Annotated in this window: 24 protein-coding genes and 1 pseudogene; 7 read left to right on the top strand and 18 right to left on the bottom strand. The window is 66.4% G+C overall.

Annotated elements, in window-relative coordinates; genetic code table 11:
* Nucleotides 1-347 precede the first annotated feature (347 nt).
* From BEN49_RS20275 to paaA, 11 genes are all read right to left on the bottom strand, one after another.
* Nucleotides 348-3,134: a PAS domain-containing protein gene (locus tag BEN49_RS20275; protein WP_070746241.1), complete on the bottom strand. Its 2,787-nt coding sequence runs from the start codon at nt 3,132-3,134 to the stop codon at nt 348-350.
* Nucleotides 3,115-3,909, bottom strand: coding sequence for a PAS domain-containing protein (locus BEN49_RS20270; protein WP_070746240.1), 795 nt, complete (start codon nt 3,907-3,909; stop codon nt 3,115-3,117). The genes BEN49_RS20275 and BEN49_RS20270 overlap by 20 nt, the downstream gene beginning before the upstream one ends.
* Nucleotides 3,910-4,013: 104 nt before the next feature.
* Entirely contained in the window at nt 4,014-6,080 is a 2,067-nt protein-coding gene (gene paaZ / locus BEN49_RS20265) for a phenylacetic acid degradation bifunctional protein PaaZ (protein WP_070746239.1), read from the bottom strand.
* Nucleotides 6,081-6,210: 130 nt separating this feature from the next.
* The gene (gene pcaF, locus BEN49_RS20260; protein ID WP_070746238.1) at nt 6,211-7,419 is read right to left on the bottom strand and encodes a 3-oxoadipyl-CoA thiolase; all 1,209 of its coding nucleotides are present in this window, start codon (nt 7,417-7,419) and stop codon (nt 6,211-6,213) included.
* A gap of 229 nt (nt 7,420-7,648) precedes the next feature.
* Nucleotides 7,649-8,095: a hydroxyphenylacetyl-CoA thioesterase PaaI gene (paaI, locus tag BEN49_RS20255; protein WP_070746237.1), complete on the bottom strand. Its 447-nt coding sequence runs from the start codon at nt 8,093-8,095 to the stop codon at nt 7,649-7,651.
* Entirely contained in the window at nt 8,073-8,336 is a 264-nt protein-coding gene (locus tag BEN49_RS29015; protein WP_204376174.1) for a 3-hydroxyacyl-CoA dehydrogenase family protein, read from the bottom strand. The genes paaI and BEN49_RS29015 overlap by 23 nt, the downstream gene beginning before the upstream one ends.
* On the bottom strand, nt 8,264-9,265 hold the full coding sequence (locus BEN49_RS20250; RefSeq protein ID WP_204376173.1) for a 3-hydroxyacyl-CoA dehydrogenase NAD-binding domain-containing protein: 1,002 nt from the start codon (nt 9,263-9,265) through the stop codon (nt 8,264-8,266). The genes BEN49_RS29015 and BEN49_RS20250 overlap by 73 nt, the downstream gene beginning before the upstream one ends.
* A gap of 118 nt (nt 9,266-9,383) precedes the next feature.
* Nucleotides 9,384-9,896: a 1,2-phenylacetyl-CoA epoxidase subunit PaaD gene (gene paaD, locus BEN49_RS20245; protein WP_070746236.1), complete on the bottom strand. Its 513-nt coding sequence runs from the start codon at nt 9,894-9,896 to the stop codon at nt 9,384-9,386.
* Nucleotides 9,890-10,702, bottom strand: a complete 813-nt coding sequence (paaC, locus tag BEN49_RS20240; RefSeq protein WP_083326290.1) for a 1,2-phenylacetyl-CoA epoxidase subunit PaaC — start codon at nt 10,700-10,702, stop codon at nt 9,890-9,892. The genes paaD and paaC overlap by 7 nt, the downstream gene beginning before the upstream one ends.
* A 104-nt stretch (nt 10,703-10,806) precedes the next feature.
* A complete protein-coding gene (gene paaB, locus BEN49_RS20235; protein ID WP_070746244.1) occupies nt 10,807-11,094 on the bottom strand; it encodes a 1,2-phenylacetyl-CoA epoxidase subunit PaaB in 288 nt (95 codons plus the stop codon).
* Nucleotides 11,095-11,243: 149 nt separating this feature from the next.
* Nucleotides 11,244-12,200: a 1,2-phenylacetyl-CoA epoxidase subunit PaaA gene (paaA, locus tag BEN49_RS20230; RefSeq protein ID WP_070746235.1), complete on the bottom strand. Its 957-nt coding sequence runs from the start codon at nt 12,198-12,200 to the stop codon at nt 11,244-11,246.
* Nucleotides 12,201-12,492: 292 nt separating this feature from the next.
* Here paaA and BEN49_RS20225 point away from each other — a divergent pair, with 292 nt between their 5' ends.
* The gene (locus BEN49_RS20225) at nt 12,493-13,308 is read left to right on the top strand and encodes a DUF1028 domain-containing protein (protein ID WP_317040485.1); all 816 of its coding nucleotides are present in this window, start codon (nt 12,493-12,495) and stop codon (nt 13,306-13,308) included.
* Nucleotides 13,305-13,484 carry a hypothetical protein gene (locus BEN49_RS30670; protein WP_317040484.1) on the top strand — a complete coding sequence of 60 codons (180 nt, stop codon included), beginning with the start codon at nt 13,305-13,307 and terminating at the stop codon, nt 13,482-13,484. Before BEN49_RS20225 ends, BEN49_RS30670 begins: the two co-directional genes overlap by 4 nt.
* 28 nt (nt 13,485-13,512) lie before the next feature.
* Here BEN49_RS30670 and BEN49_RS20220 read toward each other — a convergent pair whose 3' ends face one another.
* Nucleotides 13,513-14,586: an AI-2E family transporter gene (locus BEN49_RS20220; protein ID WP_083326289.1), complete on the bottom strand. Its 1,074-nt coding sequence runs from the start codon at nt 14,584-14,586 to the stop codon at nt 13,513-13,515.
* Nucleotides 14,587-14,716: 130 nt separating this feature from the next.
* Between BEN49_RS20220 and BEN49_RS20215 the strand changes: the two genes are divergently transcribed.
* A complete protein-coding gene (locus BEN49_RS20215) occupies nt 14,717-15,814 on the top strand; it encodes an alpha/beta fold hydrolase (protein ID WP_070746233.1) in 1,098 nt (365 codons plus the stop codon).
* Nucleotides 15,815-15,994: 180 nt separating this feature from the next.
* On the opposite strand, the gene paaE is transcribed toward BEN49_RS20215, so the two are convergent.
* Entirely contained in the window at nt 15,995-17,071 is a 1,077-nt protein-coding gene (gene paaE / locus BEN49_RS20210; protein WP_070746232.1) for a 1,2-phenylacetyl-CoA epoxidase subunit PaaE, read from the bottom strand.
* 272 nt (nt 17,072-17,343) lie between these two features.
* Here paaE and BEN49_RS20205 point away from each other — a divergent pair, with 272 nt between their 5' ends.
* From BEN49_RS20205 to BEN49_RS20195, 3 genes are all read left to right on the top strand, one after another.
* Nucleotides 17,344-18,921 (top strand): hypothetical protein, encoded by a 1,578-nt coding sequence (locus BEN49_RS20205; protein ID WP_125917055.1) that lies wholly within the window; start codon nt 17,344-17,346, stop codon nt 18,919-18,921.
* A 189-nt stretch (nt 18,922-19,110) separates the two neighbouring features.
* Nucleotides 19,111-20,175: a purine nucleoside permease gene (locus tag BEN49_RS20200; protein WP_083326287.1), complete on the top strand. Its 1,065-nt coding sequence runs from the start codon at nt 19,111-19,113 to the stop codon at nt 20,173-20,175.
* Between the two features lie 128 nt (nt 20,176-20,303).
* Nucleotides 20,304-21,596, top strand: a complete 1,293-nt coding sequence (locus tag BEN49_RS20195) for an NCS2 family permease (protein ID WP_070746229.1) — start codon at nt 20,304-20,306, stop codon at nt 21,594-21,596.
* Between the two features lie 24 nt (nt 21,597-21,620).
* Here BEN49_RS20195 and BEN49_RS20190 read toward each other — a convergent pair whose 3' ends face one another.
* The 4 genes and pseudogenes from BEN49_RS20190 to purU all read right to left on the bottom strand — a co-directional run bounded on the left by BEN49_RS20190 (nt 21,621) and on the right by purU (nt 24,701).
* Nucleotides 21,621-22,205 carry a TetR/AcrR family transcriptional regulator gene (locus BEN49_RS20190; protein ID WP_070746243.1) on the bottom strand — a complete coding sequence of 195 codons (585 nt, stop codon included), beginning with the start codon at nt 22,203-22,205 and terminating at the stop codon, nt 21,621-21,623.
* 9 nt (nt 22,206-22,214) lie between these two features.
* Nucleotides 22,215-22,334, bottom strand: a complete 120-nt coding sequence (locus tag BEN49_RS31030) for an acyl-CoA synthetase family protein (RefSeq protein ID WP_369073223.1) — start codon at nt 22,332-22,334, stop codon at nt 22,215-22,217.
* A gap of 121 nt (nt 22,335-22,455) precedes the next feature.
* Nucleotides 22,456-23,559 (bottom strand): annotated as a pseudogene (locus BEN49_RS20185) (phenylacetate--CoA ligase); the annotation flags it as partial.
* 308 nt (nt 23,560-23,867) lie between these two features.
* Nucleotides 23,868-24,701, bottom strand: coding sequence for a formyltetrahydrofolate deformylase (gene purU / locus BEN49_RS20180; protein ID WP_070746228.1), 834 nt, complete (start codon nt 24,699-24,701; stop codon nt 23,868-23,870).
* A gap of 84 nt (nt 24,702-24,785) precedes the next feature.
* Here purU and BEN49_RS20175 point away from each other — a divergent pair, with 84 nt between their 5' ends.
* Nucleotides 24,786-25,169, top strand: a complete 384-nt coding sequence (locus BEN49_RS20175; RefSeq protein WP_070746242.1) for a nuclear transport factor 2 family protein — start codon at nt 24,786-24,788, stop codon at nt 25,167-25,169.
* Between the two features lie 154 nt (nt 25,170-25,323).
* On the opposite strand, the gene BEN49_RS20170 is transcribed toward BEN49_RS20175, so the two are convergent.
* On the bottom strand, nt 25,324-26,065 hold a 742-nt coding region (locus BEN49_RS20170; protein WP_070746227.1), incomplete at its 5' end, for a head GIN domain-containing protein.

Raw genomic sequence — 26,065 nt, 5'->3', positions numbered from 1 at the left:
CAAGCCCGGATGGACGACATCGCCGTGTACTTGCAGTACCTCAAAGACCGGCACGTGGAGCCCGCGCGGTTCGCCGGCGGCGGCACCTTTTTGGCGGAAATTAAAAATTAAGAATTATAAATTAAACATCTGACAACCAAATATTTAATTTATAATTCTGGCGGTGGTCTAAAACGAGGTGGTCCGGCGACTTTTTCAGTCGTCGGGCCACTCTTACCATTGCCTGAAGCCACCGTTCTTTAGCCAGAGTGGCCCGACGAAGCCCTTCGGGCAATTCGCCGGACCACCCCGTTTTAGGCCACTGCCAGAATTCTTAATTTTTAATTATTTCCTGGGACCCCGGCTGGCTACTGGTCGGCGGGGTCGGGGGCGCGGGCCAGCAGCTGCACCAGCAGCTGGTAGAGGGCAGCTTCCTCGTAGGGCTTGGTGAGGCAGGCGTCCATGCCGGCGGCCAGGTAACCGGCGCGGTCGGTATCGAAGGCGTTGGCCGTGAGGGCGATGATGGGCACGGTGGCGCGCACCGGGTCGGGGTGCTGGCGGATGGCGGTCGTCACGGCTACCCCGCTCAGGCCCGGCATCCGAATGTCGAGCAGGGCCGCGTCGAAGGGCTGGGTGCGCAGGTAGTCCAGCGCGTCGGTGCCGTTGGCCACGGCCTGCACCTGCATGCCCCAGCGCTCCAGCACCACCACGGCAATGAACTGGTTGACGGGGTTATCCTCGGCCAGCAGCACGCGCCGGCCCCGCAGCCCATCGTAGGCCGGGGCGGCGGGCGGCAGGGCCGGTGCGGCGGGCCGGGCCGGGCGGGGCAGCGTGAGCTGAAACGCAAAGGTGGTGCCGTGACCGGGCGTACTGGTCAGGCGCAGCACGCCGCCCATCTGGGCCACCAGCTGCTGGCTGATGGCCAGCCCCAGGCCCGTGCCGCCAAAGCGCTGGCTGGTTTCGGCGCTGGCCTGAGTAAAGGCCTCAAAGATGTGGGCTTGCTGCTCGGGCGCGATGCCAATGCCGGTGTCCTCCACCCAAAAGCGCACGGTGAGGCCCCCGGGGGCGTCGCGCAGCACGTCGGCCCCCAATCGCACGCGCCCCCGCTCGGTGAACTTGATGGCGTTGCTGAGCAGGTTGAGCAGCACCTGGTGCAGCCGGTACGCGTCGCCGAGTACGCGCGGGTCCAGGCCTTCGCGCCACAGGGCTACCGTCAGCTGCAAGCCTTTTTCTTCGGCTAGAGCGGCCACTGTTTGGCCGGCGCCCTGCATCGCCACGGCCAGGTCGAAGGGCGCGTGGTCGAGCTGCAAGTGCTGGCCCGTGATTTTGGCCATGTCCAGCACGTCGTTGAGCAGGGCCAGCAGGTGGCGGCCGGCGTGCTGCATGGTGTGCAAGTACTCGGCCTGCGGCTCGGTGAGGGGTGTTTTCTGGAGCAGGGCGGCCATGCCCAGCACCCCGTTCAGCGGCGTGCGGATTTCGTGGCTCATGTGCGCTAGGAAGGCCTCCTTGGCGCGGGCGTTTTCCTCGGCTTCCTGTTTGGCTTGTTGCAGGGCCCGCTGGGCCCGCACGCCCGCCGTCACGTCGTAGCCGGAGGCTACCACGTAGGGCGGCTGGCCGGGCTCGGCCACGCGGTGGGCGTAATAGTTCAGGTAGCGCCGCTCGCCGGTGGCGGTGAGGATCTTTATTATCTGGGGGTTAGGTGAGGGATGGCTCAGGTTGTCGAGGTATTCCTGCAGCCCGGCGTGGTGTTCGGGCAGCATGGTTTCGTACAGGAAGTGCCCCACCAGCTGGTCGGCTGGCAGGCCCAGTAGCTGCTCGATGGCGGGGTTCACCGAGAGCAGCCGGCCCTGCAAATCAAGCGTGCAAATGAGGGCCTGCGAGTAGTACACCAGGTCGTGGTACTGCTTCTCGCGCTGCTCCAGGGCCTGCCGGGCCCGCTTTATCGCCGTCACGTCGCTGCTCACCGTGAGGATGCCCGGCTGCCCGTCGGGCTGCCGCATGGGCTGCTTTTGTACGTTGAAGTACCGCTTTTCGCCGGTGGTCAGCGTAAAGGTCAATTCCCGCGAGTGGGGCTGCTGGGTGCGCATTACCAAGTCGTCGAGGGCCCCAATCTGCCGCAGCTCGTCCTGCACAATGGCATTCTTTTCCGCGCCGTGCTGGGAATGGGAATTGTGCACAACCGACGCTCTGTAGGCCGCGTTGGCGAAGGCCGGGTGGCCGTCGGGGCCCATCATGTACAGCGCGTCCGGCAGGGCGTCCACCACCTGGCGGGTGAAGTCCTGCTGTTCCTGGAGCAGTGCCTGGGCCCGGCGCTGGCGCTCCTCGGCCTCGTGCCGGGCCGTGATGTCGATGCCCGAGCCCACGACCAGCCGCAACACGCCGTCGGCCGCAAAAACGGGCCGCAGCCGCCGCAGCATCAGCTGCGGGCCGGGGCGCAGCTCTTCCCAAATCACGTCTTGCCGCGTACGCATGGCCTGCGCGAAGTAGTGCTGCCGCTGCTCGAGCAGGCCCGCCGGCTGGTGGGGGCGGCGGGCCAGGTATTCGCCCTGGGTCAGCCCAATCATTTGTCGGCGCACTTCGGGGTCCGTAACCGCCGCGGGGTTGACGAACAGGTAGCGGTGCTGGGCATCGAACACGGCCACGTCCACCGGGAGTAAGTTCAGGATGGATTCGTAGAATTCCCGCTGCTCGGCCATGCGTGCTTCGGCGAACTTGCGCTCCGTGATATCCACCCCCGTGGCAATGACCCACCGCGTGCCCGTGGGGCCTGGCATGGGCTGGTAGCTCACCTGCATGTACTCCACCCCCGCGCTGTTCGCGCGCTGCTCGTCCCAGCTCACGGCCCGTTGCTCGCGCAGGGCTTCGGCGAAGGCGGCTTGCCGCTGCTGGGCCACGGCCGCGGGGTGCTGCTGGCGCTGGCAGGCCTCTGTGCTGGTTTTGCCCAGCATCCAGGCACGGGTAATGGGGTCGGGCTCCACTACGGGGTTGACGAACAGGTAGCGGTGCTGGGCATCGAACACAGCCACCGCCATGGGCACCTGCTCCAACACGCTCTCGTAGAATGTGCGCTGCTCGGCCAGCTGCTGAGCAATTTGCTGCTGTGCCGTCACGTCGGTCAGGTACAGCGTAGCGTAATCATAGCCAGGCACGGCCACGGCGGTAAATTAAGAATTGCTGCTCGGCCACGGCCAGCTCCTGCGGGTGCGGCGCGGGCGTGCCCAGGGCGGCGTGTACCAGCGCGAGCATCCGCTGGTACAAGTCCCCTGGCGCATCGGTGGCCAGGGCCCCCAGCAGGGCGGCGGCGGCGGGGTTGGCGTACACGATTTCCCCCGTGGCGGCCACCCGTAAGATGGGGTTGGGGTTGTGCCGCGGAATGTGGGCCAGCGTGCGCAGGCGCGCGTCGAGCCGGTGGCGAGCGGTCACGTCGCGGTAGCAAATCAGGCGGCCGGCCTGCGCCTGGTCCAGCACCAGGTAGTCGAGTTCAAGGGTTCGGCCGTCGGCGAGAACGAATTCTTCCCGCAGCACCGTTTGCCCGGCCGTGTGTAGTGCCCAGGCCCGCGCCGCGAAGGCGGCCGGGTCCTGAAACGCGTCGTCGATGTTCACGGCCGCCGGGGGAATGCCCGGGGCCCCAGCCGCTGGGTTGGCCACGGGCACCAGGCCGAACAGCTCCCAGAAATGCTGGTTGACGAACTGAATCTGGCCTTCGTGGTCGACCAACACCAAGCCCACTTGCAAGCGTTGCACCAGCGCCACCAGCTGGGCGTGGTGGCGCTGGGCACTGCCGGCGGCGGCCACCAGCTCGTTTTCGAGGGCGGCTACGCGGGCGCGGGCCTGGGCCAGCGCGGCCTCTGCTTTTTCGGCGCGAACCTGTTCGGCCACCAGTTGCGCGGCGTAGTCGGCGGGGGTGGTAATGGAAAGGGCAGTAGGCATGGCAAGCAACTATGGGCGGAACAACCGTGTGCCGGTATAATAGTGGGCTAATTGGGCCAATAATATACCGCGAATTGAGGATATCCAACGGTTACCCCCAGCGCTTATTCCTGCGCCCGCTGCTTTACCATGGTCAAAATCGTGGCCACGGCTACGGTGTCGCCGGTTTCGTCGGTCACGGTTACCAGCCAGCGCACGATGCCCTTGGCCACGTCGGCGGCGTCGCGCTTTTCCTGGCCCACCTTCTCCTTCACCGTCAGCTGCACGCCGATGGTGGTGCCCGGGTACACGGGCTTGGTGAAGCGGCACTCGTCGAGGCCGTAGTTGAGCAGCACGGGGCCCTTGCGCGGGTCCACGAACATGCCGGCGGCCTTGCTGAGGATGTAGTAGCCGTGGGCCACGCGCCCCGTGAACAGCGTGCCGTCCAGCGAAGTAGCGTCCACGTGGGCGTAGAAGTTGTCGCCTGACACCTGGGCAAAGTTTGTGATGTCGGCCTCCGTCACGGTGTGGCGGTGGGTGGTGTAGGTCTGTCCAATTTCCAGCTCCTCGAAGTAGTGCTGGAAAGGGTGCTTGTCGCGCTCAATCTGCTGGGCCCCTGCCTGGTACACCTGCGTGATGGCCGTAAGCATGCTCGGCGAGCCTTGCAGGGCCACGCGCTGCATGAAGTGCTCCACGCCGCGGATGCCGCCCATTTCCTGGCCGCCGCCGGCCCGCCCGGGGCCCCCGTGGATGAGCTGCGGCAGCGGCGCGCCGTGGCCGGTGCTCTCCTTGGCCATCTCCTCGTTCAGCACCAGGATGCGGCCGTGGTGGGTGGCCGCGCCCAGCACAAACTCCGTGGCCACGCCCGCGTCGGCCGTGGCCAGCGAGCAGACCAGCGAGCCGCGGCCGAGGTTGGCGAGTTGCACGGCCTCGCCCAGGTCGTGGTAGGGCATCAGCGTCACCACCGGCCCGAAGGCCTCGATTTCGTGGCTGTCGAGGTGGCGAAACGGTTCGTCGTTGCGCAGCACGATGGGCGAGGCAAAGGCGCCCCGGCCGGCGTGGGCCCCCAGGTCCTGGCCCCGGATTTCCACGTTGTCCAGGTCGCCGTACACGATGGGCGTGTGGCGGGCCAGCTCCTGCACCCGGGCGCGGAACTGCGCGGCCTGCGCCCGGCCGGCCAGGGCCCCCATGCGCACGCCCTCAGCCCGTGGGTGGCCGATGGTGGTCTGGGCCAGGGCCTTGCCCAGGGCAATCTGCACGTCCTCCAGCAGCTCGGCGGGCACAAGGACGCGGCGGATGGCGGTGCACTTCTGCCCGCACTTGGCCGTCATTTCCTTGCGCACTTCCTTCACGAAGAGGTCGAATTCCGGCGTGCCCGGCCGGGCGTCGGGCCCCAGCACGGCGGCGTTCAGCGAGTCGGCTTCCATCGTGAAGGGCACCGCTTCTTCGATGATGCGCGGGTGGGCGCGCAGCAGCCGGCCGGTGACGGCCGAGCCGGTGAAGGTCACCACGTCCTGGTAGGTGAGGTGGTCGAGAATGCCCTGGCCCGAGCCCGACACCAGCTGCAGGGCCCCGGCGGGCAAGATGCCGGAGGCGATGATTTCGCGCACCACGGCCTCGGTGAGGTAGGCCGTGGGCACGGCGGGCTTCACCACGGCGGGCATGCCGGCCAGCAGGTTCACGGCAATCTTCTCCAGCAGGCCCCAGATGGGGAAGTTGTAGGCGTTGATGTGCACGGCCACGCCCTCCTTGGGCACCAGCAGGTGCTGGGCCACGAAGGTGCCGCCCTTGCTCAGGCCCACCGGCTCGCCCTCCACGTAAAACGGCTTGTCGGGGAATTTACGCCGCAGCGAGGCGTTGGCAAACAGGTTGCCGATGCCGCCCTCAATGTCGATCCACGAGTCGGCCCGCGTAGCCCCCGAGCGGTAGCTCAGCTCGTAAAAAACCTCCTTTTTCTCCTGCAAGTGGAATGCCAGCGCCTTCAGCATCCGCCCCCGCTCGTGGAAGGTCATTTTGCGCAGCGCGGGGTTGCCCACGCGCCGCCCGTAGGCCAAAACCTCTTCGTAGTCAACGCCTTCAGTGTTAGCCAGGGCGATGGTTTCGCCGGTGCTGGCGTCGAGCAGTTCTTGCTGGGGCCCCCCGCCGGGCAGCCAGCGGCCAAGGGTGTAGTTTTCGAGCAGTTGGGTGGGCATGGGGAAGGAAGGATTAGAATGTAGCGCGGACTTTGTAGTCCGCGTTTTTGAACGGTCGCCAAACGGTGATCGGCAGGACGAAGCGAAAGCCGCGGACTGCAAAGTCCGCGCTACAGCCGTTCAAAGCCGTTTACACCCGTTCAATAATCGCGGCGTAGCCCTGGCCCACGCCGATGCACATCGTCACCAAGGCGTAACGCAGGTGCTGGCGGTGCAGCTCCAGGGCGGCGGTTTGGAGGAGGCGGGCGCCGCTCATGCCCAGGGGGTGGCCCAGGGCAATGGCGCCGCCGTTCGGATTGAGGCGCGGGTCGTCGTCGGCCAGGCCCAGGGCCCTGGTGCAGGCCAGGCTTTGGGCGGCGAAGGCTTCGTTGAGCTCAATCAGGTCGATTTGGTCCAGCGTGAGGCCAGCTTTTTTCAGCGCCATTTGGGTGGCCGGCACCGGCCCGATGCCCATGTAGCGCGGCTCCACGCCGGCCACGCCCATCGCCACGAAGCGGGCCCGGGGCGTGAGGCCGTGCTGCTTCAGGCCGTCTGCCGAGGCCAGGAGCAGGGCAGCGGCCCCGTCGTTCAGGCCCGAGGCGTTGCCGGCCGTCACGGTGCCGCCGTTTTTGCGGAAGGCGGGGCGCAGCTTGGCCAGGCCCTCCGCGGTGGTGGTGGCCTTGATGAATTCGTCCTCCGCAAACAGCACCGGCGCGCCCTTGCGCTGCGGAATGGGCACGGGCACGATTTCCTGGGCCAGGCGGCCACTGCTTTGGGCGGCGGCGGCTTTGTGCTGCGAGGCCAGGGCAAACCGGTCCTGGTCGGCGCGGCTGATGCCGTCGCGTTCGGCCAGGTTCTCGGCCGTTTCGCCCATGCTGTCGGTGCCGTACAGCTCCTCCATGCGGGGGTTGACAAAGCGCCAGCCGAAGCTTGAATCGGCCATTTGCGCGTCGCGCCCGAAGGCGGCGCTGGCCTTGGAAATCACCAGGGGCCCCCGGGTCATGCTCTCCACGCCGCCGGCGATGAACAGGTCGCCGTCGCTGCACTGGATGGCGCGGGCCGCCGCCACGCTGGCCGAGAGGCCGCTGGCGCACAGGCGGTTCACGGTTTCGCCGGGCACTGAGGCCGGCAGGCCGGCCAGCAATAGGGCCATGCGGGCCACGTTGCGATTGTCGTCGCCGGCTTGGTTGGCGCAGCCCAGCAGCACATCGGCCACGCCGGCCGGGTCGGCCGTGGGGTTGCGCCGCAGCAGCTCCTGGATCACCAGGGCCCCTAGGTCGTCGGGCCGCACGGTGGCCAGGGCCCCGCCAAAGTTGCCAATCGGCGTGCGGATGCCGTCAACGATAAATGCGTCTTTCATAAAAGTAATGTAGCGTGAACTCTGCGAGTCCGCGTGCTTAAACGGGCTCGGCGCGTGTAGCGCGGACTTTGAAGTCCGCGGCTTTTGCTTCGTCTTGCCCGATAGTTATAGCTTGAACTTTAGCTGTGCTGACCTCCGATTGTAGTCCGCGTTTTTGAGTAATAGTCCAACGATTATCGGCAGGACGAAGCGAGCGCCGCGGACTACAAAGTCCGCGCTACAGACGGTTTCAAACCGGGATTTCCTTGTCTGAGCGGTAAGCGGTGCCTTTGAACAGGGCCAGCACGGTGCCGTGCTGGTTGCTGACGCGCACCTGATAGACGCCGATTTTGTGCTTGAGGCTTTCCTCGCGGGCTTCCACCGTCAGCAGGTCGCCGGGGCGGCCGGCTTCGAGGTAGTCAATAGTCACGCTCAGGCCCACAGCTTGGCGGCCGTGGCTGTTGCAGGCCAGCCCGAAGGCCGTGTCGGCGGCCGCAAACGTGACGCCGCCGTGCAGGGCCCCGAAGCCGTTGAGCATTTCGGGGCGCACGGCCAGCGTGAGGCGCGCGTAGCCGGGGCCCACCGCGGCCACGGCCACCCCCAGCCAGCGGCTGAAGGCGTCGTGGGCCAGCATCAGGTCTTTCACGGCTTCGGCCGGGGTGGGGGCCCCGGCGTCAGGCTTGGGCAACGCGCTCATGCGGGATGAATAACTGGTTGGTTCGGGCCAGCTTGCGCAGCAGCGGGCTGGCGCGGTAGCGCTCCTCGTGGTACTCCTCGTAGAGGGCGTCGAGCCAGGCCAGCACGCGGGGCGGGCCCAGGGCGTCGGCCCAGGCCAGTAGGCCGTGGGGGTAGTTCACGCCCTGGGTCATGGCTTGCTCCAGGTCGTCGCGCGAGGCCACGCCGCGGTGCAGCGCGTCGGCCGCCTCGTTGATGAGCATGGCCAAAATGCGGTACAAAATGATGTGGCCCAGCGTCTCGTCCTGGGTGGGGGCGGGCGCGGGGCCCCGGCGGAATAGTCATAAAAGCCACGGCCCGACTTCCGCCCCAAAAAGCCGGCCTCCAGCAGGCGCTTCTGGGTGATGGCGGGCCGGTAGCGCGGGTCGAAGTAAAAGCCGGCAAACACGGCTTCCGTCACGCGGTAGTTCACGTCGTGGCCAATGAAGTCCATCAGCGCGAAGGGCCCCATACGGAAGCCGCCAAGCGCCGTCAGGGCCCAATCGATGGTGGGCGCGTCGGCCAGGTCCTCTTCCAGGATGCGCAGGGCCTCGCCGTAGAACGGCCGCGCCACCCGGTTCACGATGAAGCCGGGCGTATCCTGGGCCACCACAGGCTGCTTGCCCCAGCCCAGCACCAGGGCCCTAAGCTCGTCGGCCAGGCCGGCGCGGGTCTGCACCGCCGGTATGATTTCGACGAGCCGCATGAGCGGGGCCGGGTTGAAAAAGTGCAAGCCAATAAAGCGCTCCGGCCGCTGGCACGCCGCGGCAATGGACGCCAGCGAGAGCGACGACGTGTTGCTGGCCAGAATGCATTCGAGCGCCACCACCGGCTCCACTTCCCGAAACAGCTGCTGCTTGGCGGCCAGGTCTTCCACCACGGCCTCAATCACCAGCTCGCAGTCGGCAAAATCGGGTAGGTAGGTGGTGGGGCTGAGGCGGGCGGCGGCCAGGCCGGCGGCGTCGGCCGAGAGCTGGCCTTTTTCCACCAGCCGGCGCAAGTTGGCCTCGATGCCGGCCGTGGCTTTTTCGAGGGCCCCGGCGTGCTGGTCGAGCAGGCGCACGGGGTGGCCGGCGGTGGCCAGCACCTGGGCAATGCCCGCGCCCATGGCCCCGCTGCCGATGATGCCGATGGTCATGTGGTCGTTTATCATGGGGTATTGGTCGGTTAGCGTTTAACAAGGCCTGATTCGGCAACGCCGGCGCGGGCAAGCGCGGCCCGGCAAGTTGACGAATGTTGACCGATAAATGCTAAATGCGAACGGCGCCGGTTCAGTGGCACTTGAAGTAATCAAAGGGCTCGCGGCAGTCCTGGCACTGGTAGAGGGCCTTACACGCCGTGGAGCCAAACTGGTTGACGAGCTGCGTGTGGGCCGAGCCGCACAGCGGGCAGGCCACGGCCGTGGCTTTGCCGAACAAATTGAGCACGTGGCCGGTAGCGGTGCCGTCCACGGGCGGGGCAATGCCGTAGGCGGTAAGTTTGGCGCGGCCGGCGGCGCTCATCCAGTCGGTCGTCCAGGCCGGGCTGAGCTGGTTGTGCACCGTGAGCTGGGTGATGCCCCCGGCCAGCAGGCGCAGGCGGATGTCGGTGGCGATGGTGTTCATGGCCGGGCAGCCCGAGTAGGTGGGCGTGATGGTCACCGTCACCTGGGGCCCCGCCACGCTTACCGACCGCACAATGCCCAGGTCGAGGATGCTGAGCACGGGCACTTCGGGGTCCGTCACCTCCTCCAGCAGCTCCCAGACGCGGGCCTCGGTGGGGGCCCCAGTGGCGGTGGCTACCACGTCAGGCCAGGGTAGGCGCGCTGCATGTACTGCAGTTCGGCGAGCAGGTAGCCCAGGTGCTCGGAGTGTTGGCCGCCCTTGCCGCCGCGTTGGGCGAAGGGCGCAAATTGAGGCGTGGGCACGGTGGCTTCGGCCAGCACGTGGGCCGCGTGGGCCTGCATGGCGGGCGCGAGGGCCCCGTAGTCGGGCACGAGGCCCAGGTCTTGCAGGGCGGCCTCGGTGGCGGTGGGCGTGGTCAGCTCGGCGGCGTAGCGCCAGAGCGTGGCCAGGGCCTTATCCAGCCGCTGGCGGCTTTCGGCGGTGCCGTCGCCCAGGCGAATCAACCACTCCGAGCTCCACTTGAGGTGGTAGGCCGCTTCCTTTACCGACTTCTCGGCGATGCCGGCCAGGGGCGCATCGGGGCTGTCTTTCAGCGCTAGCAGCAAGTGGTAGTGGTAGTTGTCGAACAAGAACTGGCGCACCACGGTGTGGGCGAAGTCCCCGTTAGGCTGCTCCACTAGCAGGGGGTTGCGGTAGGCGGTGGCGGGGCGCAGGTAGGCAAGGTCGTCCTCGGTGCGGCCCTGGCCCTCGAGCACGGCGGCGTACTGGTAGAGGCTGCGGGTTTCACCCAATAGGTCGAGGGCGATGTTGGCCATCGCCAGGTCCTGCTCCAGCACGGGCCCGTGGCCGCACCACTCGCTCAGGCGGTGGCCCAGCACGAGGCTGGTGTCGGCCAGCTGCAACACAAATTCGAAGAGCTGCTGCCGCACGGTGGGGGCGTGGGCAATGGCAGCGGGGGCGGGTTGCAAATCAGCGGGGTGGTCCATTTTCTGAGCTTTTAGCTGATAGCCGTTAGCTATTAGCTCTTACCTAAATATATGCAGTGTAACAGAAGCTAACAGCTAGAGGCCATCAGCTAAAAGCTAAGTACTTACATATGCTTAATGGAATCCGGCACGGTGTAAAACGTGGGGTGCCGGTACACTTTGTCGGCTGCTGGGTCGAAGAACTCGGCCGCCTCGTCGGGGTTTGACGCGTGGATGTGGGTTGACTCCACTACCCAGATGCTCACGCCCTCCAGGCGGCGCGTGTACACGTCGCGGGCGTTTTGCACGGCCATGGTGGCGTCGGCGGCGTGCAGGCTGCCGACGTGCTTGTGGTCCAGCCCCTGCTTGCTGCGGATGAACACTTCCCACAAGGGCCATTCGGATTGCGACATAATACTTTTATTGTTGGGGCCCCAGTTCGTCATGCCGAGCGCAGCCGAGGCATCTCGCGTGTAGCAGTAGACCAATCGATTGAGTTAGTGGAGCACGCGAGATGCCTCGGCTGCGCTCGGCATGACGTTCTTTTCTAGAAACTTAAAACCTACGCCGCCACTGCCTCCCGCGCGGCGCGCTTGGCGGCGTGGGCCAGGGCGGCTTCGAGCACCCAGGCGCCTTCTTCGTGGGCTTGCACGCGGGCTTGCAGGCGGTCGTGGTTGCAGAGGCCGTTGCCTTTTACCACGCTCCAGAACTCGTTCCAGTCCACCTCGCCGAAGTCGTAGGCCTGGCGGGCTTCGTTCCACTGGGCCTTTTCGTCGGGCACGGTCAGGCCCAGGAATTCGGCCTGGGGCACCATCATGTCCACGAATTTCTGGCGCAGCTCGTCGTTGGTGAAGCGCTTGATGCGCCACTTCATGCTCTGCTCCGTGTTGGGCGACTCGGAATCCTTCGGGCCGAACATCATCAGCGTGGGCCACCACCAGCGGTTGAGGGCTTCCTGAGCCATTTCCTTTTGCACGGGGGCCCCGGCGCAGAGCGTCTGCATGATTTCGAAGCCCTGGCGCTGGTGGAAGCTTTCCTCCTTGCACACGCGCACCATGGCCCGGGCGTAGGGCCCGTAGCTGGTGCGGCACAGCGGCACTTGGTTGAGGATGGCGGCGCCGTCCACGAGCCAGCCCACGCAGCCCATGTCGGCCCAGCTCAGGGTGGGGTAGTTGAAGATGCTGCTGTACTTGGCTTTGCCGCTGTGCAGGTCGGCCAGCATTTGGTCGCGGCTGGCGCCCAGCGTTTCGGCGGCGCTGTACAGGTAGAGGCCGTGGCCGGCCTCGTCCTGCACCTTGGCCAGCAAAATGGCCTTGCGCTTGAGGCTGGGGGCCCTAGTAATCCAGTTGCCCTCGGGCAGCATGCCCACGATTTCGGAGTGCGCGTGCTGCGAAATCTGCCGGATCAGGGTCTTGCGGTAGGCGTCGGGCATCCAGTCCTTGGGCTCGATGCGCACGTCGGCGTCGATGCGGGCCTGGAACTGGTCGTCGCGGCTGAGGTCTTTTTCGAGCGTTTCCATGAACTGATAACGTGGGCTAACAAGCGTTAGTTTGTAAAAGTAACGAAAAATTATTAGGGCCCCGGCGGCGGCCGTACCTTGGGCCGCGGCTGAAACATTGCCGCGATGCTATTCAGTGACCCAGTAATACCAAACAGAACGTCATGCAGAGCGCAGCGAAGCATCTTTCCCGCGGCAGCAGATCAATCGATTGGATTAGTTGCGCGGGAAAGATGCTGCGCTGCGCTCTGCATGACCGTTTTCAACGACTTTTCTAAATAGCTTTAGTCCCTTCTCTTCCTCCTTCTATTATATGCTGCCCAAGTTACTCCTCTTCGTGCTGGCCTGGCTGGCGCTGCCCGCCGCCGCCCAATCCATCTACTCGGCCACCGACCCCCTGGCCCACACCTTCAGCATCGTGGCCCGCGACGCCAAGACCGGCGAAATGGCCGTGGCCGTGCAAAGCCACTGGTTTTCGGTGGGCACCAGCGTGAGCTGGGCCGAGGCCGGGGTGGGCGTGGTGGCCACCCAGTCGTTCACCAACAAGTCGTTCGGCCTGCGCGGCCTGGCTTTGCTGAAAAGCGGCAAGTCGGCCCAACAGGCGCTCGACGAGCTGCTGGCCGCCGACGAAGGCCGCGACGTGCGTCAAGTGGCCATCCTCGACAACCAGGGCCGCGTGGCCACCCACACCGGCAAAAAGTGCGTGGACATGGCCGGCCACCAGCAGGGCCCCCAGTTCTCGGTGCAGGCCAACATGATGCTGAACAACACGGTGTGGGGGGCGATGGCCAAGGCCTACGAAGCCGGCGCCGCCCTGCCGCTGGCCGAGCGCGTGCTGGGGGCCCTCGATGCGGCCCAGGCCGCCGGGGGCGACATCCGCGGCCGGCAGTCGGCGGCGCTGCTGGTGGTGCGCGGCACCGCCACCGAGGGCCCCTGGGCCGACTGCCTCGTGGACCTGCGCGTGGATGACGCCGACAAGCCGCTTGTGGAGCTGCGCCGCCTCCTCAAGCTGCACCGCGCCTACGACCACATGAACGCCGGCGACCTGGCCGTGGAGAAAAATGATATGCCCGCCGCCATCCAGGAGTACCAGGCGGCCGAAAAGATGTTCCCCAAAACCTGGAAATGAAGTACTGGCACGCCATCACGCTGGCCAACAAGCAGCAGGTGCCCGCCGCCCTGGCCCTGCTCAAGCCCATTTTCCAGCAGGAGCCCAACTGGCGCATCCTCACCGAGCGCCTGCCCAAAGTGGGCTTGCTCACGGTGTCGGCGGCCGAGCTAAAGCAGATTATGGCCTTGAAATAAATGCTGTAGCGTGGGCGCTGCGGTCGGGCTACAGGTCCACCGATTCGTCGCCCAGCACGTCCTGCACATAGAGCATTTTTACTAGAATGACGCCGATGGCGATGATGGGCGTGGCCAGCGTGAGCCCCAGCAGGCCGGTGAACGAGCCGATGACCAGCTGCCCCACGAAAATGAGGGCCGGCGGCAGCAGAATGAGCCGCTGCTGCACCACTGGCGACACGGCCGCGCTCTCCAGCGTTTGCACGCCCAGGTATAACGCTAGCACGTACAGCGCCTCCGTGGGGCCCCCGTGGAAGAAGGCCAGCAGCAGCGCCGGCACCATCGAAATGATGGGCCCGATGTTGGGAATGAACGTGACCAGCCCCGCGAACAGGGCCAGTACCCAGGCCAGCGGCATGCCCAACGCCCACAGCCCCAGCGCCGTGAGCACGCCCACGGCCAGCATCGACACCAGCCGGCCCAGCACCCACTTCACCAGCGTATCGCTGATTTTGTCGAGCACTTCGTGGGCCCGGGTGCGGCCCGGCTTGGGCACCAGCATCACCAGGCCGGCGCGGTACAGCTTAGGCTGCAAGGCAATGAAGAGCGACAGAAAGATGATGACGTAGGCGTCGGCCAGCACGCTGAAGGTGGTGGAAAAGATGCCCGTGATGCGGCCCATCCAGGCCGAGCCGCCGCCCGTGAGGCGGCCGAAATCGAGGTTTTCGTTGGCCAGCCACTGGCCCCACTCGGTGCCGCGCGCGCGCTCCTGCACGTCGCGCAGGGCCTGCGGCAGCTGCTGTTGCAGCTCCTGCACCTGCCCGCCGATGCGCGTCGAAAACAGCCAGCCCGCGCCCCCCAGGGCCCCCACCACCAGCAGCGCCACCAGCAGCAGCGCCAGCCCCTGCGGCAGGCGCGTGCGGCGGTGCAGCCACTGGGCCCCGGCTTGCAGCGGCAGGGCAATGAGCAGCGCCGCCAGCACCCGCAAAAACACCCCAAAGGCCGTGCCCAGCAGCCCCGTTAAGAACAAGACAATGAACACGATGCCCACCGCCACGCCCACGCGCCGCGCGTAGTGGGTGAGGGAGGCCGAAGCGGAAGGGGAGGTAGCAGGTTGGTCCATTACCGGGGCGGATGAAGGGCGCGTGAGGGCCCCGGGCGGGGCCGTGCGCCGGCTACCTTTACGAACAACCGCGCCGCGCGGCGAAAACCGCTGGCCGCCGCGGTGGCTTTTGTCCTGTTAATTCTTCGTTATGCGCCAACTCCTTACGCTCGCCCTGCTGTTCTGCTTCGTCGCCGCCGGGGCCCAAACGCCCCCCAAACCGGCCGACCGGGTGCCGCACCATTTCTTCGTGCTGGCCAACTTTCGCACCGAGGGCGGGGCGATGCTGCCCCAGGCCCGGGTGGGCTACGGCACCTACGGCCACCTCAACGCCCAGCGCGACAACGCCGTGCTGCTGCCCTCGCACTACATGGCCGGCCACCACGGCTACGAGTGGCTCATCGGCCCCGGCAAGTGCCTGGACACGACCAAGTTGTTCCTGGTTACGACGGAGCTGTTCGGCAACGGCAAGTCGTCGTCGCCCAGCAACACGCCCGAGCCGTTCCACGGGCCCCGCTTCCCCGTCATGACCATCCGCGACAACGTGCAGGCCGTGCACGAGCTGCTCACCAAGGAGCTGAAAATAACCCACCTGCGCGCCCTCATCGGCTTTTCGATGGGCGCCCAGCAGGCGTTTCAGTGGGCCGTGAGCTACCCCACCTTCGCCGACCGCCTGGTGGCTACCTCGGGCACGGCCAAGAACTACCCGCACGGCGTGGTGCGCCTCGAAGGCCAGATTGCCGCCCTCACCGCCGACGCGGCCTTCATGAACGGCGACTACAAAACCCCGCCCACCAAGGGCATCGAGGCCTTCGCTACGGTGTGGACGGCCTGGCTGTTTTCGCAGGAGTGGTGGCGCAAAGAGCTGTGGCGCAGCGACGAGAAGCCCGGTACCACCTTCGAGCAGGTGCTAAATAATTACCGCACCCACTTCATCCCCGGAGCCGACGCCAACGACCTCATCCTGCAAATGCGCACCTGGGAGCACCACGACGTGGGCACCACCCCCGGTTTCGGCGGCGACGTCGAGAAGGCCCTGCGCAGCATCAAGGCGCCCATCCTCTACATGCCCTCGGAAACGGATTTGTACTTCCCCGTGGGCGACGCGCGCTACGAGGCCGCCTTCATCCCCGGCGTCACGCTGCTGCCCATCCCGTCGCTGTGGGGCCACACCGCCGGCGCCGCCAGCAACCCCGCCGATGCTAAGTTCCTGAACGACAACATCGGCAAGTTTTTGGCCGGCAAGTAGCACTCCTGTAGCGCGGACTTTGTGGTCCGCGCGTAGCTCAGGGGCGGGCTGCCGGCTTTTTTGCCGGCAGCCCGCTAATCGTTGCCGCAGTTTAGGGGCCCAGCGGCAGTCGGCCCTGTTAGCAATTCAACGATTGCCGGGCAGCCGGCGAAAAGCCGGCAGTCCGGCGCGACGGGCCGGCTACTGGTCGAAATCCACCGCCACCTGCGCGGCGGTGGGGCGGGCCTGGCAGGTGAGGACATAGCCGCGGGCTATTTCATCCTCGGAGAGCGAGTAGTTTACGTCCATGGCGGCGGTGCCGGCCGTGACGCGGGCGCGGCAAGTGCTGCACATGCCGTTTTTGCAGGAATAGGGCGCGTCGGCCCCGGCGGCCAAGGCGGCATCGAGAATTGTGTCGCCGTAGTACGACATGTCGAGGCGGTAGGCGCGGCCGTCGAGGTGCACGCTTACCTGGCTCTTCTGGTCGTCGGTGCCGGCGGGACGGCTGGGGCCCGGGGTGGCTTTGGGGGCCCCGGAGGCAAACAGCTCGAAGTGGACTTTTTCGGGGGCCACGCCGGCGTCGGCCAGCGCCTCCTTCACGCCCAGAATCATTTCCTCGGGCCCGCAGATGAAGCACTCGTCGATGCGGGCGGCGGGCACAATTTTTTGCAAAAACTGCCCGGTTTTTTCGCCGTCGATGCGGCCGAAGAGCAGGTCGGCGTCGCCCTGCTCGCGGCTCAGCACGTGGTACACGCTCAGGCGGGTCAGGAATTTATTCTTCAGGGCCTCAATGCCTTCCTTGAAAATGATGGAGTTGCGGCCCCGGTTGCCGTACACCAGGTACACCTGGCTGTGGGGCTCGGTGAGGAGCACGGTTTTGGCGATGGAAAACACGGGCGTGATGCCGCTGCCCGCCGCGAAGAGCACGTACAATTTGGCATTTTCAGGGTGCAGGGCGGGCGGGGTGAAGCGGCCCTGCGGCGGCATCACGTCGAGGCGGTCGCCGGGGCGCAGGCCGTCGCCCACCATCAGGCTGGAGAACCGGCCGCCCGGTACTTGCTTGATGGCCACGCGCCACTCGTCGTCCAAGGGGCTGCTGCACAGCGAGTAGGAGCGGCGCAGTTCCTCGCCGCCGTGAGTGCGGCGCAGCGTGAGGTACTGACCCGGCACGTACCGGAAGGCCTCGCGCAGCTCGGCGGGCACCTCGAAGGCCACGCTCACGCAGTCGGGCGTTTCGCGGGTGATGCTTTTGACGGCGAGGGAATGGAATCGGCTCATGGGTGGGAGGGTGGCCAAAGAAGATAACGGGCAGTAAGCCGTGGCGCGAATTGTATCGTGGGTGCTGCGAGTCCGCGCCGCGGCCCGGTTGCTCAACGGTAATCGATAGGGCGAAGTGCGCAACGCGAACTGCAAAGGTCGGGCTATTACGCCCAGTTCCCGGGGCCCCGGCGGCGCGCAAAAGGCCCTGCATTTTGGGCCGCGCCGCCCGTGCCTGCTACTTTAGCGCCGAACACCCTTGGCAAAATAATGATGGCACAGGCGGCACGGGCTTGGTTGGAAAAGGGCTCGGGGCCCCAAAAGTACCGCGGCCCCGGGCTGCTGCTGGCTTTGCTACTGGCGCTGGCCGGCTGTGCCAGGGGGCCCGGCGCGCACCCGGCGGGGCCCCCGCGCCGCCCAGCAAAAGCAGCGCCGCCTACGAGCGGCAGCGCCAGGCGCTGGTGCGCGCCGACAGCGCCCGAGCGTTCGACGCGGCCATCGTGCTGACGCCCGCCGAGCAGCGCGCCAACCGCAAGCTGGTGCAGCTGCGGCAGCAGTTAGTTGCTCATTACGATTCAGTTAATTACTTCCCGCCGGCCCACAACTTCTTCCTGGTGCGCCGGCAGATGTACGCCACGCGCCTTTACCGGCTGCTGCTGGCCATGCCCAAGGGCGGCGTGCACCACCTGCACCCCAACGCCGGCGCCAGCCCGTGGTGGCTGGTGCAGCGGGCCCTGCGCGAACCCAACTGCTACGTGTACTGGGGCCCCGCCAGCGGGCAGTACCTCAAAGGACAAATGCGGTTTTTCCGGGCCGGCGAGGCGCCCGCCGGCTTCTACGCCGCGGGGGTCCTGAACGACACGGTGCGCCAGTTTCCGCAGAAGCTGCACCACTTGCTGACGTTCGACGCCAGCACCGGGCGCGACTCGGCCGATGTGTGGCGGGCCTTCGAGCAGTGCTTCCAGCGCATGAACGGCTTCACCAGCTACCAGCCCATTTTCCGCGACATGTACGCGGCCATGTTCGACTCGCTGGCGGCCGACGGCGTGCAGCACGTCGAGCTGCGCTCGTCGCTGAACGGCAGCCTCTACGATTTGCGCCACCCGGTTGGCGCCTTCCCGGCCGATTCCATCATCCGCTACCTGCGGCAGGCGCAGCAGCAGGTGCGGGCCGGGCGCGAGCCGGCGTTTACGTTCCGGCTCATTTACACCAACTTGCGTTTCCGCGCCGCGGCCGCCATCCGGGCCGACCTAGCGCAGGCCTACCAGCTGCGCCGGCGCTACCCCGACCTGGTAGCCGCCTACGACCTGGTGGCGCACGAAGACGCCGGCCACCCCACCGATTTCTTCCGGGCCGTGTGGCTGGCCCGCGACTCGCTGGCCGCCGCCTACGGCACCGACCTGCCGCTGTGCCTGCACGACGGCGAGAGCACCTGGCGCCACACCGCCAACCTCTACGACGCGGCCCTGTTGCACAGCCGCCGCATCGGCCACGGCTTCAACCTCTCGTTCTTCCCGGCGGCCGAAGAGTTGGTGCGCCGCGAAAACATCTGCGTGGAAGTGAGCCCGCTCAGCAACCAGATCCTGGGCTACATCGGCGACCTGCGCCTGCACCCGGCCCACGCCTGGCTGCGGCACGGCATCCAGATTTCCATCAGCTCCGACGACCCCGGCATCTTCGACTACGTGGGCGTGACGCCCGACTACTGGGCCACCACCCTGGCCTGGGAGCTCGACCTGCGCGCCCTAAAAAAAATCTCCCTCAACGGCATCGACTACAGCTTCTTAAGTCCCGCCGAAAAGCAAAAAGCCCGCGCCGCCTGGCAGCCCAAATGGGACGCCTTCGTGGCGCGGCTGAATCAGGAACGATGACTTTTTCGAGGGCCCATAGGCCGTCATGCAGAGTGCAGCGAAGCATCTTTCCCGCGTAACTAACCCTGATTACTACTGCAATAAAGATGCTTCGCTGCGCTCTGCATGACCGTTCTTTTTGCTCGATTTTCACCGTTGCGATTGGCCTGCCAAATCATCCAACGTCATTCACCTCAACCCCTCCTTCGCATGATAAAACGCCTTGCTACGCTGATAATGCTGCTGGTGGGAGCCCTGGCCGGGGCCCCCGCGCGGGCAGCCAAGCCTCTGCCGGTGCGGGTGGTGGTGGTGACGATGTTCGAGCGCGGGGCCGATACCGGCGACACACCCGGCGAGTTCCAGTACTGGGTGGAGCGGCTGCCGCTGGCGCAAACCATCGCCTTCCCGCAGGGCTACCGCGCCCTGCGCTACAACGCCGACAAGCAGGTGCTGGGCATCTGCACCGGCATGGGCACGGCGCGGTCGGCGGCCTCCATTATGGCCCTGGGCCTGGACCCGCGCTTCGACCTTTCGCACGCCTACTGGCTGGTGGCGGGCATTGCCGGCATCGACCCCGCCGACGGCAGCACGGGCTCGGCGGTGTGGGCCGAGTGGCTGGTGGACGGCGACCTGGCCCACGAAATCGACCCCCGCGAGATGCCCGCCGGCTGGACCACCGGCTACCTGCCGCTCAGCAAAACCCAGCCCTACCAGCAGCCCATGCGCGAGGGCGAGTACAACAACGCCCTGCACCTCAACCCCGGCCTGGTGCACTGGGCCTACGGCCTGACCAAGGATTTGAAATTGCCCGACAACGACAAAATCCGGGAGCTGCGCACGGCCTACACCGCCACGCCCGCCGCCCAGCAACCGCCCCGCGTGATGCTCGGCGACCACCTGGCGGCCATGACCTACTGGCACGGCCAATACGCCACCCAGTGGGCCAACGACTGGGTAAAATACTGGACCCAGGGCCAAGGCAACTTCGTGACGTCGGCCATGGAAGACACCGGCACCGGCCAGTCGCTGGAGTTCCTGGCCAAGGCCGGCAAGGTCGATTTTCAGCGCTTCCTGGTGCTGCGCACGGCCAGCAACTTCACCATGCAGCACCCCGGCAGCACCGCCATCCAGAGCCTGGCTAACGAGGAGCACGGCCAGGACAAGGGCTATTCGGCCTACCTGCCCGCCCTCGAAGCGGCTTACCTGACCGGCGCCAAAGTGGTGAACAGCCTGGTGGACAACTGGGCCACCTGCCGCGATAAGTTGCCCAAGTAGGGCCCCCAGGGCTGTACCGCCAAGCTGTGCTTGGCCTTGCCTATGCTGCTCTAGGGGCCCCTGGGGCAAGGCCAAGCACAGCTTGGCGATACAGCTCGCCGCGCCCAACTTTAACCCCAAATTCGCCCATGCCGCTCCTCGAAAAACTGTTCCGCCTGCGCGAGCACGGCACCACGGCACGCACCGAAGTGGCGGCCGGCGCCACCACCTACCTCACGATGGCCTACATCGTGTTTGTGGTGCCGGCCACGCTCAGCGCCGCCGGCCTCGACAAGCCCGCTTTGATTGCCGCCACGTGCCTGGTCACGGCCTTTTCCACGGCCCTGATGGGCTTTGGGGCCAACGTGCCGGTGGCGGTGGCCCCGGGCCTGGGGCTGACGGCCTTCTTCAGCTACACCCTCGTGCTCACCAACGGCGTGCTGTGGCCGGTGGCGCTGGGTATTGGGTTTTGGGCCGGCGTGTTGTTTCTGTTTCTGAGCCTCATAGGGGCCCGGGAGAAGCTGGTGGCCGCTATTCCGCCGGTTATTGTGGCGGCCATTCCGGTGGGCATTGGGGCATTTTTGCTGCTGATTGGGCTGCGCAACATGGGCCTGGTGGTGGCCAGCCCGGCCACGCTGGTGGCGCTGGGCAAGTTCACGCCGCCGGTAGTCATCAGTGTGGCCGGGCTGTTTGGCACGCTGGCGCTGCACATCCGGCGGGTGCCGGGCGCCATCTTGCTCGGCATTGTGGGCACCACGCTGGCGGCGGCGGCGGCCGGGCTGGTGGCCCCGCCGGCGGCGGTGTTTTCCAGCAGCGTCAGCTTGGCGCCGGTGGCGTTTCGGCTCGACGTGCTGGGGGCCCTGCGTTGGAGCCTGGTGGGGCCCATCTTCGCCCTGTTCTACGTCAGCCTCTTCGATTCGCTGGGCACGCTGGTGGCCTGCGCCGGCGCGGCCGGCCTGGGGCAGCCCGACGGCAAAATCCGGGGCCTGAACCGGATGCTGAACCTCGACGCGGTGGCCGCCATTGCCAGCAGCCTGCTCGGCACCTCGCCCAGCACGGCCTACATCGAGTCGGCCACGGGCATTGCGGCCGGGGGGCGCACGGGCCTCACGGCGGTGGTCACGGCGCTGCTGTTCGTGGGGTCGCTGGCCGTTATTCCGCTCATCAGCGTGGTGCCGGCCTACGCCACCGCCCCCGCCCTGGTGCTGGTGGGCCTGCTGATGGTGGGCGAAATCCGTCGCCTCGACTTTGATAAGTTCGAGGAGTTCGTGCCGGCGCTGCTCACCGTTTTCCTGATGCCGTTCAGCTTTTCCATCGCCACGGGCCTGGCCTGCGGGCTGCTGGCCTGGGGCGGGCTGCGGGTGCTGCTGGGCCGCCCGCGCGACATCAGTCCGGTGCTGGGCATCATCCTCGTGCTCTCGCTGGTGAGCCTGCTACTGTAGCGGCTGGTGGCCCCAGGGCCCTAACTACTTGCGCTCCAGGCCGTGGAGGAGCACCGTGATGATGTTGGCTTCCAGCTCTTCGGCCGACAGGTCGCGGCCCGGGCGGTACCACAGCTCGATCCAGCGCACGGCGGAGAGGATGGTGAACAGGGCCACCGACACGTTCACGGGCTGAAACTCGCCAGCCGCGATGCCAGCTTCGATGAGGGCGGCGAAGCCTTTTTCGTAGGTTTTGCGGGCTTGCTTAAACTCGCCCAGCTTGGGCTCGGGCAGGTATTTCCAGTCGTGGTTGGCCACCGACACGGCAGGGCCGTCCTCCACCATCAGCCGGATGTGCAGGCGAATCAGGGCCTTGATTTTGTCGCCGTAGCTGGTGTTGGTGGCCGAAATTTCGCCCAGCTGCGAGATGTACAGGTCGGAAATCCGAAAGCAGATGCTGGCCAGAATCTCGTCCTTGGCCTTGATGTGGTTGTACATGCTGGCGGCCTCCATGCCCACCTGCCCGGCCAAATCGCGCATGGAAGTGCCGCCGTAGCCCCGGTCTTTGAAAAGCTTGGCGGCCTCGTCCAGGATTAGCTGGCGCTTCGATATTTTCTTGGTTTCTACCATGATAAGCAACTAATTATTGATAAGGTTAAGGTAATATTTGGGGCCCCGGGGGCGCAGGTCCTGCACCCGGTTGAGCTTGCCGCCCTCGCTGCGCGGCAGCTGGCCGGGGCCCACCAGGTGCACGGCCATGCGGAGGCCGATGTTGTCCTTGATTTTTCTTTCCAGCGCGCCCTGCACGTGCACCAGTGCCTCGGGCAAGGGTCCCGCAGCGGCGCTGGGGGCCCAGGCTGAGGGCCTGCCACAGGGCGGCGGCCACTTCCACGTGCACCGCCACTTCGTCGAGGCGGCCGCGGCGGGTGGCCACCACCTGGTAGTAGGGGCTCAGGTGCTCGGCGTGCTGGAGCAGGTCCTCGATTTGGGTGGGGAAGAAATTGACGCCCCGGATGATGAGCAGGTCGTCGGCCCGCCCTTGGATGGGGCCCATTTTCACGTGGGTGCGCTTGCCCGAATGCTCGTAGGTAAGGTGCGTAATGTCGCCCGTCCAGTACCGCAAAATCGGCAGCGCCTGCTTGGTTAGGGTGCTGAGCACCAGTACGCCCGGCTCGCCGTAAGGCAGGGGCTCGCCGGTGAGGCGGTCCACAATTTCGGGGTAGAAGTGGTCTTCCCACACGTAGCTGCCCGTGCCGCGCTCGTCCACGTCTTCCTGCGACACGCCGGGGCCCATAATCTCGCTCAGGCCGTAAATGTTGGTGGCCGCCACCCGCAGCCCGGCCTGCACCTGCTGGCGGATGGCCTCCGTCCAGGGCTCGGCCCCCAGCACGGCGAATTGCAGGTTGAGGGCCCCCAGATCGATGCCGCGCCGCCCGATTTCTTCGGCCAGCACCTGGGCGTAGGAGGGCGTGGCGCAGAGGATTTTGGGCCGGAAGTCTTGCAGTAGTTGCAGCTGCCGGTCGGTGCTGCCGCCCGATACGGGAATGACCGTCAGGCCCAGCTTTTCGGCCCCGTAGTGGATGCCCAGGCCCCCGGTGAAGAGGCCGTAGCCGTAGGCGTTTTGCAGCTTCATGCCCGGCCGGCAGCCAGCGGCGGCCAGCGAGCGGGCCACCAGCTCGGCAAAAACTTCGAGGTCGGCGGCGGTGTAGCCCACCACCGTGGCCTTGCCCGTAGTGCCGCTGGAGCAGTGCAGCCGCGCCACCTCGGCCTCGGGCACCGCAAACAGGCCGAAGGGGTAAGTATCCCGGAAATCCGACTTCTGAGTGAATCCCAACCGGGGCAAATCCTCCAGCCCGCGGAAGCCCGCCGGCGTGAGGCCCGCGTCGGTCAGCCGCTGCCGGTAGAACGGCACCCGGGCGTGCGCGTAGGCCACCTGCGCGCGCAGGCGCTCGTTTTGCAGGGCCCGCAGCCGGGGCAGGGGCATCCGCTCGGCCGCGGGGTTGAAGAGCATGAGTGCCAGGGTGGGTGGGAGCTAACAAAGCTACTGGAATTAACTAACAAATGTTCGTTTATCTAGTAGTTTTCTCCCGGGGCGGTGCCGGCTGGCTGGCTCAACTGGCTCAATAAGTATTCAATTTCAATAAGTGGAAAAGGACGGTCATGCTGAGCGCAGCCGAAGCATCTCTCCCGCTCACTATTCATTAATTACTGCCGCAGTAAAGATGCTCCGTCGCGCTCTGCATGACGGTCAAATACACTCTCTAAACGGCTGCCGGGTAGCCTCCCGGCCCATTAGTCGAAAATAACCGTCTTGTTGCGGTGCACGAATACCCGCTCGTCGAGCACCAGCTCCAGGGCGCGGGCCAGCACGATTTTCTCCACGTCGCGGCCGGCCTGGGCCATTTCGCGGGCGCTGCGGGTGTGGTCGGTGGGGATGACGCGCTGGGCGATGATGGGGCCCTCGTCGAGCTGCTCGTTCACGAAGTGGGCCGTGGCGCCGATGATTTTTACGCCCCGCGCGTGGGCCTGGGCGTAGGGGCTGGCCCCCACAAAGGCCGGCAAAAACGAGTGGTGGATGTTGACCAGCCGGTTGGCGTAGGGCGCCACAAACGCGGGTGAGAGGATGCGCATGTACTTGGCCAGCACCACCAAATCGGGCCGGTAGCCGGCCAGCACGGCCAGCACCTCGGCCTCGTGGGCTTCGCGGCTGCGCCCGGCGTGCGGCAGGTAGTGGAAGGGCACGCCGAACTGGCGCGTGAGGGGCCCCAGCACCTCGTGGTTGCTGACGACGGCCAACACGTTGGCGTTCAGCTCGCCAAAGGCGTGGCGCACCAACAGCTCGCTCAGGCAGTGGTGCTCTTTGGTGACGAGCAGCACCACGTCTTTGGGCCGGTTGTCGCTCAGGCGCACGGTGGCCGCGGCGGGCAGGGCCCCCGCCAGGGCCGCGCCCAGGGCCCCGGCGTCGAAGCCGCCGGCGAATTCGGTGCGCATGAAAAACACGTTGCCCGCGGGCTCCACGAACTCGTCGTTGCGCAGGATGTTGAGGCCGTGGGCGAAGAGCACGGCGGTGATTTTGTAGATCAGCCCGGGCTCGTCGGGCGATTGAATGAGGAGCAGGTGTGGCATGGAGCGGGGGCGAAGCGGGGGCCGGGCGGGTGGTTTCTTTGCGGGGCCCCGGCCGGGTTGGCCGGGCGCATTTCCCTTCGCAAGATGACCGCCATTCAGGAAGTTGAACAGCTCGAACGCCAGCGCTTCGCCGCGCAAATATCCAAGGATTACGCCGTGCTGGAAAAAATTTTCGCCGACGACCTCGTCTACACCCACGCCAACGGCCACCAGGACAGCAAGGCGAGCTACATCGAGAGCATCCGCGCCGGCCAAAGCCGCTACGACCAAGTAGACATCGAAGCCCTGAGCATCCGCCCCTACAACGACGAGCGCACGGCCCTCGTGAATGGCACCGTGCGCATCGACCTGGGCCCCGGCCCCGACGGCCAGCCCCTCACCACGCGCATCAAGTACGCCGTGGCCTACATCAAGGGGCCCCAGGGCTGGCAGCTGGTGCTCTGGCACGCCCAAAAACAGGCTTCTTAGGGCGTAGCTTAGATCCATAACCTCACCCCCGGCCCCTCTCCCGCGGAGAGGGGTGCCAATACCTGAACCGGCAGCGTCAACGAGCCGATTGAACGCACCCCTCTCCGCAGGAGAGGGGCCGGGGGTGAGGTTATCCGTGAGCTAACTAAAAACCTTACCCCTGGTGCACGCTGCCGCTGCCGCTGGTGCGGCTCGTGATTTTGGGGTTGCCCGTCACGAATACGTCGCCCGAGCCGCTGATGCGGGCGTCGAGGGCTTCGGTGGCCCGCACGCGGCAGCTGCCCGAGCCGCTGATGCGCGCCTCGCAAGTGGCCGACTGCAAGTCGAGGACCGCCACCGAGCCCGAGCCGCTGATGGCTACTTCGTGGCGCGGGCAGGTGCCGCCGCCCACTTTGATGCTGCCCGAGCTCGACAGGTTCGAGTGCAGCTCGGTGGCTTGCAGCTGGCCGATGCCCACGCTGCCCGAGCTGCTCACCGCCGCCCGCACGTTGGTGGCCTGCACCTGGTCCACCGTCACCGAGCCGGAGCTGCTCACGCTTAGGTTCAGGTTTTCGGCCCGCACGCTGGGGGCCCTCAGTGAGCCGGAGCTGCTCACGCCCAGCGCGTTGATGGTGGGCATGGTGATGCGCACGGTCACTTTGCCCAGGTTGCGGTGGCTGCGCAGAAACTCCCGCCAGTCGGCGCCCGATTTGGTATCGATGACGAGGCGTTCGCCGTCCACGGTGGTGCGCAGCTGGGCCAGGTCGTCGGGGGCGCCCTCCACCACCACTTGCTGCGGGCTGCCCTGCCGCACCTCCACGGCCACCGACGTGGCCAGGTTCACCTTTGTGAAGGCGGGTAGGTCACGCACTTCTTCCTGGGCCGCGGGGGCGGTGGGCGCGGGGGTAGCGGCGGCG

Origin of the sequence: Hymenobacter coccineus (assembly GCF_001816125.1) — a bacterium.
Taxonomy (GTDB): Bacteria; Bacteroidota; Bacteroidia; order Cytophagales; family Hymenobacteraceae; genus Hymenobacter; species Hymenobacter coccineus.
The sequence above is the reverse complement of the archived record's forward strand: the minus strand, read 5'-3'. Positions and strand labels throughout refer to the sequence as shown.